Origin of the sequence: Lacinutrix sp. WUR7, assembly GCF_016864015.1 — a bacterium.
In the GTDB taxonomy this organism is placed as follows: domain Bacteria; phylum Bacteroidota; class Bacteroidia; order Flavobacteriales; family Flavobacteriaceae; genus Oceanihabitans.
This window is the reverse complement of sequence record NZ_CP045067.1, coordinates 3,911,189-3,925,496: the sequence shown is the minus strand read 5'-3', so window position 1 is coordinate 3,925,496 and position 14,308 is coordinate 3,911,189. Positions and strand designations below refer to the sequence as shown.

Here is a 14,308-nt window from a genome sequence, read left to right as displayed (position 1 = left end):
AATGTTTATTTAACTTAATATTTAGATAAGGTCAGAGCCGTGTTCAAAATCTTCAATAGCATCTTTTTGTAATAGGGTAACGGCCTTCTGCAAAATGAGATTATTAGGGTACGTTACCAAATCACCATTGTCTTGTCTAAGGTGTAATTGAAACGCTCTAATGTCTTCAATAATGGCTACTATTGGAAAATCTTTATCGTGTATTTGAATTTTATCACCTACTTTATACGGAAAAGAGAAAAACATAATTACTCCAGAAGTAATATTGCTTAAAATAGACCAAATTGCAAATAAAGCAATACCAATAACTGCAAAAACAGAAGAAAATACTAGTGCCAGTTCTTCTAATTGCGCACCAAAAATAAAAGCTAAAATAAGTGCGAAAACAAAGAATAATGTAACCGAAGAATATCTAATAATTAAATGAATACGCGCATCATTGATGCCAGATTTTCTTCCGATTTTACGAATAGAAATTTTCTGAATCATCCAAATAATTATAAAGACTCCTAATAGAATTAAGGAATTAATTAATTGGTCGTTATATGTGGTAAAAAAATCTTTCATAAACTTTATTAAAGCACAAAGATAAATTAGATTTCGTTCTTAAAAACAAAAAAAGCGGTTAGTTTACAATTTCTAATAATGTTTGATACACTAAATGAAGGGGTAAACCCATCACATTATAATGAGAACCTTCAATTTTAGTAATTGCGATATAGCCAATCCAGTCTTGTATGCCGTAAGCACCAGCTTTATCATAAGGTTTATAATGGTCTAGATAGTAATTAATTTCGTCATCGGTTAATTCTTTAAAGGTAACTTTAGTAACATTACTTACTGTTTTTTGCGAATTTGTAGTCGTAAAACAAACGGATGTAATAACTTCATGTGTTGCATTGCTTAAGGCTTTTAATATTTGAAAAGCTTCGTCTCTATCTCTAGGTTTTCCTAATGCTTTTTCGTTTTGCCAAACAATAGTATCACTAGTTACCAAAATATTTTTGGCTTGTAAATCGGCTTTAAAAGGAAGGGCCTTTAGTTGTGCTAGATAATCTGTGATTTCAAAATGACGAAGTTTCTTAGGGTATTCTTCAACAACGGGTTTTAATTGAATAGTAAAATCTAGATCTAGATCTGAGAAAAATTTCTGTCTTCTAGGTGAAGCAGAAGCAAGAATCAGATTGTAATTTTTAAGTTTTTCTTTTAGCATTATTTTAAAATTAAAGGATAAAGTAGCATGGAAAGCATTCCGAAAAGCATAACAAGTTTTAATATAATACTAATATGTGAATATTCTTTTTTTGTTTTTGCTGAAAACAGTTTTATACTAATATAAATCAGGGGAGCTACTACGAGTATTAGGAAGTAAGCAACAGCAATTTCTTGTTTATATAAAAAATTAGTGATGTAAAATATAACAGCAACTATAGGGATTAATGAAAGAATAAAGATGATTTTATTCGCTCGATCTCTTCCAATAGCAATGGGCAATGTGTTCATCTGTGCTTTGTAATCTCCATCAATATCTTCCATGTCTTTAACCATTTCGCGAATAAGATTTATAATAAATGCGAAAAGAGCGTAGTCTAGAACAATTTTAAAAAAAGTTAATTGAGCTTCTTTATTGGAAGGGGTAATCGCAGGAAGTAAATCAAAAATACTGACAATAATTAAGCTTAAAGCGACTAAAGCAGAAATCACAATATTGCCAATAAAAGGCAGTTGTTTTAAATAGGAAGCATAAATGTAAAGTAGTGCTGAAATAATCACGAATAAGGTGAAAAACGGACTTTTACCAACCACATGCGACAAGTAAAAGCCAAGTCCAACACCAATAATATTAAGCGCGAAAAACAAGTTATAGGCTGTTTTTTCTGAAATGGTTTTACCAACAATTACGCGTTCTGGTTTGTTTACTAAGTCGGTTTCTACATCATAAATGTCATTTATAATGTTTCCTGCAGCAGCCAAACATAATGTAGCTAAAATTAAAACCGAAATACCTATGCCGTTTAATGTAATGGTTACTCCAAAAGGCTCGAAAAGCGCATATTTAATTAATAATTGCACCAAGGCAATCATGATTAAGTTTTTCCAGCGAATGAGTTTTAAAATACTTTGCATTTATTTAAAGTAAAAATTAAAAAGTAATAATTAAAAAAGGACAAGGATTACACGAGTATTTTATTTTTGGAACACTGCAACTGTGGCTGAACACTAAAACCTAGTCATACTTCGCATCAAAGCTACCATTCCATTTTCCTTGTACTTTTAGTACTTGCTCAATAACATCACGAACAGCACCTTTTCCTCCGTTTTTGTGTGAAATATACTTCGAAATAGCTTTGATTTCTGGAACAGCATCTTGCGGACAAGCAGGTAGGCCAACTAATTGCATAACTGGGTAATCCGGAATGTCATCTCCCATGTATAAAGCATTTTCTAATTTTAAGCTATGCTTTTCTAGGTAATCGTTAAGCTGCTCAATTTTATTATGTGCGCCAAGATAAATGTCAGTAAGACCTAAGTTTTCTAAACGTTTTCTAACGCCTTCATTACTTCCACCAGAAATAATACATACATGATACCCTTTATCTACAGCAGTTTTTAAAGCATAACCATCTTTGATGTTCATGGTTCTTAGCATTTCGCCATCTGTGGTAACCGTTACGGTTCCGTCTGTAAGTACGCCGTCTACATCAAAAATAAATGTAGTGATTTGGTTTAGGTATTCTTTATAGCTTTTGTCTTCCATGGTATTTATTTTTTATTTGGCTTCGCTTTCGGTTTAGTGAAAGTGCCATGTGTTTGTTGTATTGATTTAGTTAGCAACTCGTAAACGTCTTTATGATGTTCATCAGTTAGCGCTTTTAAATGTTTTTTTATTGTCTTTTTGTCGTTGCGTTTTGCAGGACCAGTTTGTGCTAGAAAAGGAGAAACTTCGTCTAGCTTTCTAGCTGTTTCTTTAATTAAGGGTTTTAATATTTCAAATTCTGCACCTTGAGATTCTGTGATTTCATGTGCTAGTCTGTAAATCTGATTGGTGAAATTATTCACAAAAACAGCAGCCAAATGTAAGGCAGCACGTTGATCGCTATTCACTTTATGTGGTTGACTACCAATTGCTTTTGCTAATTTTTTCAAGATAGGAAGATCTTCTTTGTTTTTTAAAGCTTCTAAACACAAAGGAACATCTGAAAAATCGACATTAGCAGCTTTGCTAAACGTTTGTAACGGATAGAAAACACCACGTTTGTGTTTTTTGTCAATAGCATATAAGCTAACACTACCAGAAGTATGCACCACTAATCTGTTTTCAAACGGAAGTTGTGAAGATAAATCGGCGACAGCATCGTCACTTACGGCTAAAATGTAAATGTCTGCTGCTACTAAATCCTCTAAATTATCTGTAATTGCAACTTTGTTTTTATGCTTTTCAATGGTTCTTAGGTTTCTATTATACCATTGTTTTACAGTTACTTCTTCCGCATTTGTAAAAGCTTTAAATAAGTGGGTTGCTACATTTCCTGCACCAAGTAATACTACGTTAATCATTTTGCTAAAATAATAAGAATAATCAATTACTAATTAAGAATATTTAATTCCTTTTTTCAAAATAAAGACTTAATTTCGATAACATGAATAAATCCGATATAAATACGCGAGAAGATATCTTTTTGTTAGTTTCTAATTTTTATAAAAAAGTTAGGAAAGAGGAAACACTTGGCCCGTTTTTTAATGAAACCATTACAGATTGGGAAGCACATTTGGAACACTTGACTACTTTTTGGGAAACGAGTCTTTTTATGACTCGAAAATTAGAAAAGAAATATCGTGGAAATCCGTTAGAAGCACATGTTAGAGTAGACAAGAAATTTAACCATACTATAGATAATCTACACTTTGGTATTTGGTTAAATTTATGGTATCAAACTTTAGACGAAATGTTTGAAGGGGAAATTGCAGATAATGCAAAACGAAGAGCCAGAAAAATGGGCACTTTTATGTATATGAATATTTTTGCTGCACGAGGAAAGGAGTAAGCAGGATTCAGTCACAGTATTCAGTCGCAGTATTCGGTCTCAGTATTCAGTCCTAGTAATTAGTGTCAAAAGCTTCAACGTTTTGCGATTTTTTGGAAGTGTGATTCTGTGGAACAAAATACTTGGCAAAGTTTATAGTGATTAGAGTGGTTTCGTAAATTCTTTTCAAAAACAGACGAAGTTATAAGGGAAGCATAATTTAACACAATATTTGTTTCGTTTAGACTCTTAAATAAACAAAAAACCCTAAATTTGCACGAGCAAAAAAAAGCTTGTGATTATGCTAAAGAAACTCTCCAATATTCTGTTCTCAACCAGACTAACTGCTATTCTTTTTATTTTATTTGCAACAGCAATGGCTGTTGGTACTTTTATGGATGCAGGAATGGATACCTCTCCAACGCCATACAGTAGGAATTTAATATATAACACGTGGTGGTTTGAAGGTATCATGCTGTTTTTTGTTATCAATTTTGTTGGAAATATTTTCAGATTCCGTTTATATAAAAAGGAAAAATGGGCAACTTTAGTGCTGCATTTGTCTTTCATATTTATACTACTAGGAGCATTTATTACTCGATATGCAAGTTTTGAAGGTATGATGCCAATTCGTGAAGGTGCCACCGAAAGTAAATTCTTATCGCAAAAAATATACATAACAACGTATATTGATGGAGACTACGAGATTGATGGTGTTCCACAAAGATTACCAGTAGAACGTGCCGTAGATTTTTCGCCACGTTTAGAAAATAGTTTTGAAGTAAATACTCATTATAATAACCAACCGGTTAGCATTGAGTTAGAGAAGTTTGTAGGTGGCGCAGAAGAAGATATTGTTCCAAGTGAAACCGGAGAAGAATATCTAAAAATTGTGGAAGCAGGAAGTGATGGACCTCATAATCATTTTTTAAAATCAGGAGAAGTTCAAAGTATTCATAATGTTTTAATAGCATTAAATAAGCCTACAAAGGGTGCTATAAATATTACACAAGAAGGTGATCGATTAAATATTCATTCTCCATTTGAAGGAGAATATCTAACCATGGCAACCATGGAATCAGGAAGCTTGATAAAGGACAGTTTACAACCATTAGTTTTACGTTCTCGTTATGTAATTGGTAGTATGCAAATGGTTTTTCCTAAGCCAGTGGTGAAGGGGGAATTTGATATTGTAAAGAAGTCGGAAATGTTTAAAGGTGACGAAGACGGTATTGTTTTAAAAGTAACTGCAAATGGGGAAACAAAAAGAGTAGGACTTCTTGGAGGTCCATATAAAAACAATGCATTTAAACAAGTTAAAATTGGTGGTTTGGACTTTGCGTTTCGTTATGGAGCAAAAGTTTTAGAGCTTCCTTTTAGTATAAAGCTAAACGATTTTATTGCAGAACGTTATCCTGGTACAGAAAGAAGTTATTCTTCTTATGCTAGTGAAGTAACTGTTTTAGATGAAAAAGAAGGCGATTTTGATTATAGAATTTATATGAACAATATTCTAAATCATGGTGGTTATAAGTTTTTTCAATCGAACTTTGATCCAGATGAAAAAGGAACTATACTTTCTGTAAATCATGATTTTTGGGGAACTTGGATTACCTATATTGGTTACTTTTTACTATATTTTGGTATGATAGCAATATTCTTTTCCAAAGGATCTAGATTTGGAGATTTAAGAAGGCATTTGGATAAGATTAAAGTTAAAAAAGCAAAGTTGCTTTCCGTAGTATTTCTGTGTTTCGCTATGCAGACTTTTGCACAGGAAGAACAGCATCAAGCACCAACTCCAGCACAAATAGATTCTATTTTGATTGCTAATGCGACACCAAAAGAACATGCAGATAAATTTGGACGATTAGTTATTCAGGATTTAAGTGGGCGTATGATGCCTATGAATACATACGCATCGGAGTTAGTTAGAAAAATACACCATAGTGAAACCTATGCAGGATTAACACCTAATCAAATATTACTTTCTATAAGCGAGAGTCCGTTACTTTGGTATAATGTCCCTATTATATACCTAAAGGCGATGAAAACAGATTCGCTTAAAACGATTTTAGGTATTCCGAAGGAGAAAAATTATGCAACTATTGTAGATTTCTTTGACGAAAACTTAAGTTATAAGTTGAATCCGTATTTAGAAGATGCGTATAAAACGAAATCACCAAACGGGTATCAAAAAGAATTAAAGTTAGCAGATCAACGTGCCACTGTTTTGTCGAATGCGATTGAAGGGTTAACATTAAAAATATTTCCTGTACCTGAAGACGACAATAATAAATGGATCTCTCCTTTAGAATATAGAAAGGAAGGTTATAAAGAAAAGATTACAGATTCCCTTTACGGAAACTTTGTGAATTCTGGGTTTTCAGCATATCTATTTACTTTAAATAAAGCGAAACAATCTGGAGATTATACCGAAGCTGAAAAATTATTAGAATCCTTTAATAAAACACAGCATAAATACGGAAGTGAGGTAATGCTTAGCGATAATAAAATAAGCGCAGAGATTAATTATAACAAATACAATATTTTTAAGAATTTATATAGATATTACCTATTGGCTGGATTCTTAATGTTTGTATTTTTAATAACACAAATATTAAGTAGTAAAAGAAAAGGTATTGATGTCGCTGTAAAAATTAGTAAATGGCTAATTATAGCTTTATTTATAGCCCACACTATTGGTTTAATAACACGTTGGTATATTTCAGGTCATGCACCTTGGAGTGATACGTATGAAACTATGTTATATGTAGCTTGGTCTGCAATGTTATTTGGTTTGTTCTTTGGTAGAAAAAGTGATTTAACTATTGCGTCTACAGCTTTTGTAGCATCTATTATTTTGTTCTTTGCACATCAAAACTGGTTAGATCCTGCAATTGCAAATCTGCAACCCGTTTTAAATAGTTACTGGTTAATGATACACGTATCTATTATTGTTGCAAGTTACGGGCCATTTGTTTTAGGAATGATTTTAGGAATCGTTTCTCTTATTTTAATGATTGCGACTACAGATAAGAATAAAGAGAAAATGTTAATCAACATCAAAGAGTTAACCATTATTAATGAAATGGCTTTAACTGTTGGTTTAGTCATGCTTACCATAGGAAACTTTCTTGGTGGTATGTGGGCAAACGAAAGTTGGGGAAGATATTGGGGTTGGGACCCTAAAGAAACTTGGGCTTTAATTAGTATTATGGTGTATGCGTTTGTGTTACACATGCGTATAGTTCCTGGACTTCGTGGTCGTTTTGGCTTTAACTTGATGTCGATAATAGCTTTTGCTAGTATAATGATGACCTATTTTGGAGTGAACTTTTATCTTGCAGGATTACACTCTTATGCAAGTGGAGATCAGGTGATGAGCGTTAAAATTATAGGAATCTCATGTGCTATTGTTACTTTGCTTGGTTTCTTTGCCTATAGAAAGTATGCTAAGTTTTATAAGAAATAGCGTTAAGTGTAGTTAAGGACTTGCCTTTCTTCGGTTTATTTCATTTAAATATGGGGTAGTATGGCTTGCTGTACTACCCCATATTTGGATAGTTGATTTTAAGTTTTTACTTTATTTGTAGAAATAAGAAGTGTTCGTTAAAATGTTAATAGATTGGTTGCTAGCGTATTAATAGTTATGCGCATATCTTTAATTTAGCATCGGTGAAGGTATAACAACGGTCTATAATGTCTTTTTAATATGAGATCCGATTCTGTGATTTTTCAATAGTTTTTATGTCTTAATAAATCGCTTTATGAAACCACAGAATGGTTTGGTATAGGGGAGTTCTGTTTTTTTTATTTAAAAGGAATGGATTTGTTTCTGTTCTAAATGAATATATTTGCAGCTTTAAATAATAGAAAGATGAAATTTTTAAAAGAGTTTAAGGAGTTTGCTGTAAAAGGAAATATGATGGATATGGCAATCGGTATCATTATTGGTGCATCTTTTAATAAGGTAATAGATGTATTAGTAAAAAAGGTAATGATGCCACCTTTGTCTTTAATGACCGATGGCTTAAATTTTCAGGATAAAAAATATATACTTCGTGATGCTGTAAATAATAGTGAAGGTGTGGCGACTACCAAAGAAGTTGTTATAGAGTACGGAACTTTCTTAGAAGTCTCTCTTGATTTTTTAATCGTTGGATTAACGGTGTTCTTGGTTGTAAAAGCAATGAATCGATTGCGCACAAAGGCGCACGATGAAAAAGACACAACTGTGGCTACTCCCAAAGATATTGAGCTTTTAGCAAAGCTCAATGATTTAATGGAGGAACAAAATAAATTACTAAAAGCTACTAAAAATTAAGGTAATTTAATTGGCTCTTTGTCTAAGTTAAGATCATCAAGCATATCTTGTGTAAACTTGTAATGACCACGACGTGTAATTACTTTAAATCTATCGTCTTTCATTCTAGATAAAACATCTAAGAAACGCCATTTAGATTTTAAAAGTGTAGGTTCTTCACTTTTTAAACCAATTTCAAAATAGTGCTTTCTTCCGGCTTTTTCTGCTACAATGTCAGGAGTTATGGAAGAATCAACACCTTTACTTTTTTTAGTATAAGATTTTGGTGTTTCATAACCTTCAACATCTGCTTGAATATTATCAAAGCCTTTGTTTTCTAGATATAAAATACTCTCTTTTAAAAATTCTAAATTTACTTGTTTGTCTGCTGCTGTCATAACGTGCAAGATACAAAAAAATAATAAATAATACCTAATGTATAATAAAAATATTAAAATGTAAACTATTAGTAAACAGGTGTTTAAGGTTTTGTTTTTTGTCGGAAATGAAAGTGAAAACAATTAAAATAATGGTTAAAACTTTAATTTTTAGAGTAGTATGTGCTTATTATTCCAATAGATTTAAAAAGTTACGAAGTAGCAAATGAGAGACTAAAAAGCATTTATTTTTTCTATTTCTCCTGACTTTAATTTTAGTAATATATCACCAATTCGTACTCTTACTAAACGCAAGGTTGGATATCCAACAGCTGCAGTCATTTTTCGGACTTGTCTAAACTTACCTTCTGTTAACGTTATAGAAACCCAAGACATTGGTCCGTGTCGCGCATCTCTAACTTTTCTATCTGCAAAAGGAAAGTCGTCTACAGTAATTACAGCCCTTACTTTACAGGGTTTGGTAGTGTATTTTGTGCCGTTTATTCCAATTTTCACTCCTTCTTGTAGCTGTTGCATTGCTTGCTCCGTAATTATGCCGTCTACTTGAGCGAAATATTCTTTTTCAACTTTAGCGCTTCGGATGGTTTCACTTACTTTTCCGTTAGTAGTTAAAAATAATAAGCCTTCTGAGTTTTCGTCTAATCTACCAATGGCCATAGTGCCTTCTGGAAAATCGTATAATTCGCCTAGTAAGCGTTTATTCTTCCTTTTATTTTGGTTGTTTATTAACTGACTTAAATAGCCATAAGGTTTATGTAGTATAAAGTGGTGATGTTGGATTAATGCATTCAAAATAATAGTAGTTTTCTATAAAAAGCAATTTAGTTACTTTATTTATAATACTTAAATTAAAAATTATTTTAAATTTACACATGCCAAAACCTAAAGGACAAAAAAACACGAAAAATAAAGCGAAGCATTCCAAGCTTATCGCTAGAAAAGTGAATAAACAAAAAGCAGAAAAAGCTTTACGTAAAGAACGTTTAAAAGAAATAGTACAACGTGCTAAAGAGGGAAACGCAGATTAAAGTGTTTTTCTGTTTATACCATTATAAATAAGGAGTTGTTTTATCCCGTTGTTTAACACAATTTTTCCATAACTTTATAGCACTAAAAAGTACTATTATTATGCAAAATAAAAAGTTAGGAATCAATACCATTTGTACGCATGTTGGTGAAACGCCAGATGAACAGTTTAAAGGAGCTGTCTCGCCAATGTTTATGTCTACTTCGTATGAGTTTATGGATGTGGATGTTAAGCGTTATCCGAGATATTTCAATACACCAAATCAAGATTATTTATCCAAGAAAATTGCTGCTTTAGAACATACAGAAGCTGCTATGATTTTTGGATCTGGAATGGCTGCTATTAGTACCGTTCTGCTTGCTTTTTTGAAGGCTGGAGATCATGTGGTGGTACAAAATGATATTTATGGAGGAACAAGAAACCTGATTGAAAAGCATTTTGAGAGTTATAATATCGCATTCACTTTTACGAAAGATTTAAAAATCACTTCGTTTGCAGCGTGTATACAGCCAAACACCAAACTTATTTATATTGAAACACCTTCTAATCCGCTTTTAAAATTAGTAGATATGAAAGCAGTAGCAACTTTAGCAAAGTCGGAAAATTTATTATCTGTAATCGATAATACTTTTGCTAGTCCTATTATACAAAACCCAATTGATTTTGGAATCGACATTGTTTTGCATAGTGCAACCAAGTATTTTGGCGGTCATAGTGATATTTGTGCTGGAGCAGTTGCAAGTACCCAAGCGCATATAGATACCATTTGGCAAACTGGAATTGCACTTGGCGGAAGTCTGAGTGATTTTACTGTTTGGATGCTAGAACGAAGTATGAAAACCTTAGCAATTCGTGTAAAAGCGCAACAACGAAATGCAAGAAAATTAGCCAAGTTTTTAGATGCACATAAAGCCATTGAAAAAGTATATTATCCAGGTTTAAAGAGCCATGAAAATCATGCGTTAGCAAAAAAACAAATGAAAGGTTTTGGTGCAATGCTTTCTTTCGAATTAAAAAAAGACATAGATGCAGAAGCGTTTTTAAAAGCATTATCGCTTATAAAACCTTCTATGAGTTTGGCAGGAATAGAAAGTACCATGCTATTGCCTTCTAAAACCTCCCATTCTTTATTAACTGCCGAAGCTAGAAAAGAACAAGGAATAAAAGATGGACTGATTCGTTTTTCTGTTGGAATCGAATCTAAAAAAGATTTGATAGCGGATATCGAACAAGCTATAAACAAAACAAAAAATGCATAAAAAAAACAAACATAGTAAAGGGTACGATTTTGAAACACTATTGAAGGAGTTTCCAAAACTAGAACCTTTTGTCTTTACTAATACCCACGGAACACAAACGATTGATTTCGCGAATCCGGAAGGAGTAAAAATACTGAATAAAGCATTACTTAAAAGTTATTATAATATAGATTATTGGGAGTTTGCAGATGCGCATTTATGTCCGCCAATCCCTGGTCGTGTAGATTATATACATCATTTAGCAACCCTTTTAAAACCATATTCTTTTAAAAATAAAATTCAGGCGTTAGATATTGGTACAGGAGCAACTTGTATTTATCCTTTGCTCGGTTTTGCGGAATATAATTGGCATTTTGTTGGAACAGATGTAGAAAGCGCTTCCTTGAAAAACGCACAAAAAATTATAGACAAAAATAAGTTGCAGGATGACATCTCCTTGCGTTTACAAAAGGAAAAGGCTCACGTCTTAAATGGAATAGTAAATTCCAAAGACACTTTTATGGTTAGTATGTGTAATCCTCCTTTTTATAAAGACGAAGAAGAGGCTTTGGAAGCAACACAACGTAAGTTGAAAGGCTTAGGGAATGAAGGAAAACAACTAGTTAGAAATTTTAGTGGAACAGCAAGTGAACTTTGGTTTACAGGAGGCGAAAAAGCTTTTTTACATACCTATTTGTATGAAAGTTCTTTGCATAAAAACAATTGCTTTTGGTTTACAAGTTTAGTTTCTAATAAATCCTTGGTGAAATCGATGCAGAAATCACTTAAGAAATTAGGAGCAACAGAAGTAAAGGTGATTAATATGCAGCTTGGTAATAAAATAAGTAGAGTAGTGGCTTGGACTTTTTTAACGGAAGAAGATAAAAAAGACTGGTTGTTGTAGTTAGAACAACAAGTTAATGAAGCTTTTGTTGATTAACGTGAGATTTAGATTTTCTGTAATCGGTTAGGATACTAATTCCTATTTGAATACGATTAAAATTCTTTTTTCTAATATGATGTTTTAAATAATCCATCTGTAGTTGTGTGTGTTTAAACAGGTGAAAACCAGCTCCAATGAAAAAACGATTTTCATGAAAAGCTTGATCCTGAAAATTAATAAAAGGTTCTTCTTTTATACCAAGGAATAGCGTTTTATTGATGTTATATTTTAAACTAAATCGATAACGTAATCTATTTTGCAATTCGTTTTTATCAGCTAATTGCAAAAAGCGTTGCTCTAGTCTAAAGCGATGCTGTACATTAAAAGCACCAAGTTTATGCTTATAATTGTATTGTTCATAGATTCTATTTTCTGTTGTATTGGGACGATTGTCTTCGTCAAAAACACTATCAATATCTAAGTACGCATATGCAATACTAAGGGTTTTATTCTGTTTAAGATGGTAATTTCCGGAAAGGCTAGTGAAAATTAAATTATAATTGGATATAGGTTCATAGAACCGTAGCTCGGCATATGTGGTTACACTAATTTTTTCTGTGAATCTATGGTTAATTCCTAGCGTATACCAAGAACCTAAGTAGTCTTCAGAAGTTTTTTGAGGAAACAATTGTGCTGGAACGAATAAGGAAAAAAGTAGTACGAATAGGGTGGTTTTTATAATCATGGAAAAAAAATAAAAAAGCCCATTTCTGGGCTCTTTTTAGTTATCATAATATTAAATATGTTCTTTTAAGTGATGGTGTTCATCAATTAATGGACCTCCTTCAATTATTTGTTCGGAAGCTTCACTCGCAAATTTTTCAAAATTTAAATGGAATGAATGTGCTAATTGAATCGATTTGCTGATATAAGCTCCTTTGTCAGTCCAAGTATTCATTGGGTCTAATAATTCTACAGGTACATTCGGACACGATTTTGGCATGAATAATCCAAATATGGGATGTTGAGAATAATCTACATTATCTAGATCTCCATTTAGGATTGCAGTAATCATAGCTCTAGTGTATTTTAATTTAATACGAGAACCAACGCCGTAAGGACCGCCACTCCAGCCTGTATTTATTAGCCAAACGTTAACGCCAGCATCTTGCATTTTTTTGCTTAGCATTTCAGCATATACTGTTGGGTGTAATGGCATAAATGGTTCTCCAAAACACGCAGAGAAAGAAGGTACAGGTTCTGTGATACCAGCTTCTGTTCCTGCAACTTTAGCGGTATATCCTGAAATAAAGTGATATGCTGCTTGGCCTGGAGTTAATTTAGATACTGGAGGTAATACTCCAAAAGCATCCGCTGTAAGGAAAAATATATTTGTAGGATTCTTAGCGTAGGATGGTTTTTGAATATTATCAATATGATAAATAGGGTAACTTACACGTGTATTTTGTGTAATACTACTGTCCATATAGTCAATTTCACCATTGTCTTTAAAAACTACATTTTCAAGAATAGCTCCTGGTTTAATAGCTCTAAAAATATCTGGTTCTTTTTCTTCGGAAAGATCAATAACTTTAGCATAACATCCGCCTTCAAAATTAAAGATGTTATTATCTGCTGTCCAGCCATGCTCATCATCACCAATTAGTTTACGATAAGGGTCTGCAGATAACGTTGTTTTCCCTGTGCCAGATAATCCAAAGAATATAGCAGTATCACCAGCTTCTCCAACATTAGCAGAACAGTGCATTGGTAAAACGTCCTTTTCAACAGGAAGAATAAAGTTTAAAGAAGAGAAAATACCTTTCTTTATTTCTCCAGTATATCCAGATCCTCCAATTAAAGCTATTTTTTTTGAAAAATTAAGTACTGAAAAATTACCTTGACGTAATCCAACAGATTTGGGGTCTTTTGCTTCGTAACCAGGAGCACAAAGTACTAACCAATCTTCTTTGAAATTTTCTAATTCAGACTCCTCAGAACGTAAAAACATATTGTAGGCAAACATGTTTGACCAAGGATATTCGGTAACGGTTCTCACATTTGTTTTGTATTCTGGATCTGCACATACATAAGCATCTCTTACATAGATTTCTTTACCGCTGAGATATTTTGTGATTTCAGATTGTAAATATTCAAAATTTTCAGGAGAGATTGGTTTGTTTGTTTTTCCCCACCAAACGCGATTTTTTGTATAATCATCTTTTACAATAAATCGATCTTGAGGTGAGCGTCCCGTATATTTTCCAGTGTTAATAGCTAATGTCCCGTTAGCAGTTTCTTTACCCATTCCTTTTTCAATAGTAATGGCTTGTAATTTTTCAGGGGAAAGATTCCAATGTGCATTGGTGTCTTTAATTCCGTACTTTGTTAGATCTCTTGTTTTCATAATCGGTTGTTTTAATGTATTGTT

At 32.7% G+C, this 14,308-nt stretch carries 15 protein-coding genes; 6 read left to right on the top strand and 9 right to left on the bottom strand.

From position 1 onward, the window contains the following. Window positions 1-21: 21 nt before the first annotated feature. The 5 genes from FG167_RS17105 to FG167_RS17085 form a co-directional block, all read right to left on the bottom strand. Window positions 22-567 carry a mechanosensitive ion channel family protein gene (locus tag FG167_RS17105; RefSeq protein WP_055443494.1) on the bottom strand — a complete coding sequence of 182 codons (546 nt, stop codon included), beginning with the start codon at window positions 565-567 and terminating at the stop codon, window positions 22-24. Between the two features lie 58 nt (window positions 568-625). Continuing rightward, the gene (locus tag FG167_RS17100; RefSeq protein WP_203459421.1) at window positions 626-1,213 is read right to left on the bottom strand and encodes a Maf-like protein; all 588 of its coding nucleotides are present in this window, start codon (window positions 1,211-1,213) and stop codon (window positions 626-628) included. Continuing rightward, window positions 1,213-2,127 (bottom strand): geranylgeranylglycerol-phosphate geranylgeranyltransferase, encoded by a 915-nt coding sequence (locus tag FG167_RS17095; protein WP_203459420.1) that lies wholly within the window; start codon window positions 2,125-2,127, stop codon window positions 1,213-1,215. The genes FG167_RS17100 and FG167_RS17095 overlap by 1 nt, the downstream gene beginning before the upstream one ends. A gap of 100 nt (window positions 2,128-2,227) precedes the next feature. Then, complete coding sequence (locus FG167_RS17090; RefSeq protein WP_203459419.1) at window positions 2,228-2,758, bottom strand: HAD family hydrolase; 531 nt, start codon at window positions 2,756-2,758, stop codon at window positions 2,228-2,230. Between the two features lie 5 nt (window positions 2,759-2,763). Next, entirely contained in the window at window positions 2,764-3,558 is a 795-nt protein-coding gene (locus FG167_RS17085) for a Rossmann-like and DUF2520 domain-containing protein (protein ID WP_203459418.1), read from the bottom strand. An 83-nt stretch (window positions 3,559-3,641) separates the two neighbouring features. Here FG167_RS17085 and FG167_RS17080 point away from each other — a divergent pair, with 83 nt between their 5' ends. The 3 genes from FG167_RS17080 to mscL all read left to right on the top strand — a co-directional run bounded on the left by FG167_RS17080 (window position 3,642) and on the right by mscL (window position 8,352). Next, window positions 3,642-4,046, top strand: coding sequence for a group III truncated hemoglobin (locus FG167_RS17080; protein WP_203459417.1), 405 nt, complete (start codon window positions 3,642-3,644; stop codon window positions 4,044-4,046). A 280-nt stretch (window positions 4,047-4,326) separates the two neighbouring features. After that, window positions 4,327-7,500 (top strand): c-type cytochrome biogenesis protein CcsB, encoded by a 3,174-nt coding sequence (gene ccsB, locus FG167_RS17075; RefSeq protein ID WP_203459416.1) that lies wholly within the window; start codon window positions 4,327-4,329, stop codon window positions 7,498-7,500. A 405-nt stretch (window positions 7,501-7,905) separates the two neighbouring features. Then, window positions 7,906-8,352 (top strand): large conductance mechanosensitive channel protein MscL, encoded by a 447-nt coding sequence (gene mscL, locus FG167_RS17070; protein WP_203459415.1) that lies wholly within the window; start codon window positions 7,906-7,908, stop codon window positions 8,350-8,352. On the opposite strand, the gene FG167_RS17065 is transcribed toward mscL, so the two are convergent. Both FG167_RS17065 and FG167_RS17060 read right to left on the bottom strand, forming a co-directional pair. Further along, a complete protein-coding gene (locus FG167_RS17065) occupies window positions 8,349-8,729 on the bottom strand; it encodes a hypothetical protein (protein ID WP_055443487.1) in 381 nt (126 codons plus the stop codon). The two genes, mscL and FG167_RS17065, sit on opposite strands and share 4 nt — an antisense overlap. Window positions 8,730-8,942: 213 nt before the next feature. Then, complete coding sequence (locus tag FG167_RS17060) at window positions 8,943-9,527, bottom strand: pseudouridine synthase (RefSeq protein ID WP_370568428.1); 585 nt, start codon at window positions 9,525-9,527, stop codon at window positions 8,943-8,945. A 74-nt stretch (window positions 9,528-9,601) separates the two neighbouring features. Between FG167_RS17060 and FG167_RS17055 the strand changes: the two genes are divergently transcribed. The 3 genes from FG167_RS17055 (at window position 9,602) to rlmF (ending at window position 11,898) form a co-directional block, all read left to right on the top strand. Continuing rightward, window positions 9,602-9,757 (top strand): hypothetical protein, encoded by a 156-nt coding sequence (locus FG167_RS17055; RefSeq protein ID WP_203459414.1) that lies wholly within the window; start codon window positions 9,602-9,604, stop codon window positions 9,755-9,757. 100 nt (window positions 9,758-9,857) lie between these two features. Then, the gene (locus FG167_RS17050) at window positions 9,858-11,015 is read left to right on the top strand and encodes a PLP-dependent aspartate aminotransferase family protein (RefSeq protein WP_203459413.1); all 1,158 of its coding nucleotides are present in this window, start codon (window positions 9,858-9,860) and stop codon (window positions 11,013-11,015) included. Next, a complete protein-coding gene (rlmF, locus tag FG167_RS17045; RefSeq protein WP_203459412.1) occupies window positions 11,008-11,898 on the top strand; it encodes a 23S rRNA (adenine(1618)-N(6))-methyltransferase RlmF in 891 nt (296 codons plus the stop codon). Before FG167_RS17050 ends, rlmF begins: the two co-directional genes overlap by 8 nt. A 13-nt stretch (window positions 11,899-11,911) precedes the next feature. Here rlmF and FG167_RS17040 read toward each other — a convergent pair whose 3' ends face one another. Both FG167_RS17040 and pckA read right to left on the bottom strand, forming a co-directional pair. Beyond that, complete coding sequence (locus FG167_RS17040; protein ID WP_203459411.1) at window positions 11,912-12,622, bottom strand: DUF2490 domain-containing protein; 711 nt, start codon at window positions 12,620-12,622, stop codon at window positions 11,912-11,914. A gap of 51 nt (window positions 12,623-12,673) precedes the next feature. Continuing rightward, complete coding sequence (pckA, locus tag FG167_RS17035; protein ID WP_203459410.1) at window positions 12,674-14,284, bottom strand: phosphoenolpyruvate carboxykinase (ATP); 1,611 nt, start codon at window positions 14,282-14,284, stop codon at window positions 12,674-12,676. Window positions 14,285-14,308: the final 24 nt, after the last annotated feature.

Coding starts and splice junctions, on each gene's coding strand:
- FG167_RS17050 (WP_203459413.1), top strand. CDS start 9,858: ATGCAAAATAAAAAGTTAGGAATCAATACCATTTGTACGCATGTTGGT.
- FG167_RS17055 (WP_203459414.1), top strand. CDS start 9,602: ATGCCAAAACCTAAAGGACAAAAAAACACGAAAAATAAAGCGAAGCAT.
- FG167_RS17095 (WP_203459420.1), bottom strand. CDS start 2,127: ATGCAAAGTATTTTAAAACTCATTCGCTGGAAAAACTTAATCATGATT.
- FG167_RS17080 (WP_203459417.1), top strand. CDS start 3,642: ATGAATAAATCCGATATAAATACGCGAGAAGATATCTTTTTGTTAGTT.
- FG167_RS17040 (WP_203459411.1), bottom strand. CDS start 12,622: ATGATTATAAAAACCACCCTATTCGTACTACTTTTTTCCTTATTCGTT.
- ccsB (WP_203459416.1), top strand. CDS start 4,327: ATGCTAAAGAAACTCTCCAATATTCTGTTCTCAACCAGACTAACTGCT.
- FG167_RS17100 (WP_203459421.1), bottom strand. CDS start 1,213: ATGCTAAAAGAAAAACTTAAAAATTACAATCTGATTCTTGCTTCTGCT.
- mscL (WP_203459415.1), top strand. CDS start 7,906: ATGAAATTTTTAAAAGAGTTTAAGGAGTTTGCTGTAAAAGGAAATATG.
- pckA (WP_203459410.1), bottom strand. CDS start 14,284: ATGAAAACAAGAGATCTAACAAAGTACGGAATTAAAGACACCAATGCA.
- rlmF (WP_203459412.1), top strand. CDS start 11,008: ATGCATAAAAAAAACAAACATAGTAAAGGGTACGATTTTGAAACACTA.
- FG167_RS17085 (WP_203459418.1), bottom strand. CDS start 3,558: ATGATTAACGTAGTATTACTTGGTGCAGGAAATGTAGCAACCCACTTA.
- FG167_RS17090 (WP_203459419.1), bottom strand. CDS start 2,758: ATGGAAGACAAAAGCTATAAAGAATACCTAAACCAAATCACTACATTT.
- FG167_RS17105 (WP_055443494.1), bottom strand. CDS start 567: ATGAAAGATTTTTTTACCACATATAACGACCAATTAATTAATTCCTTA.
- FG167_RS17065 (WP_055443487.1), bottom strand. CDS start 8,729: ATGACAGCAGCAGACAAACAAGTAAATTTAGAATTTTTAAAAGAGAGT.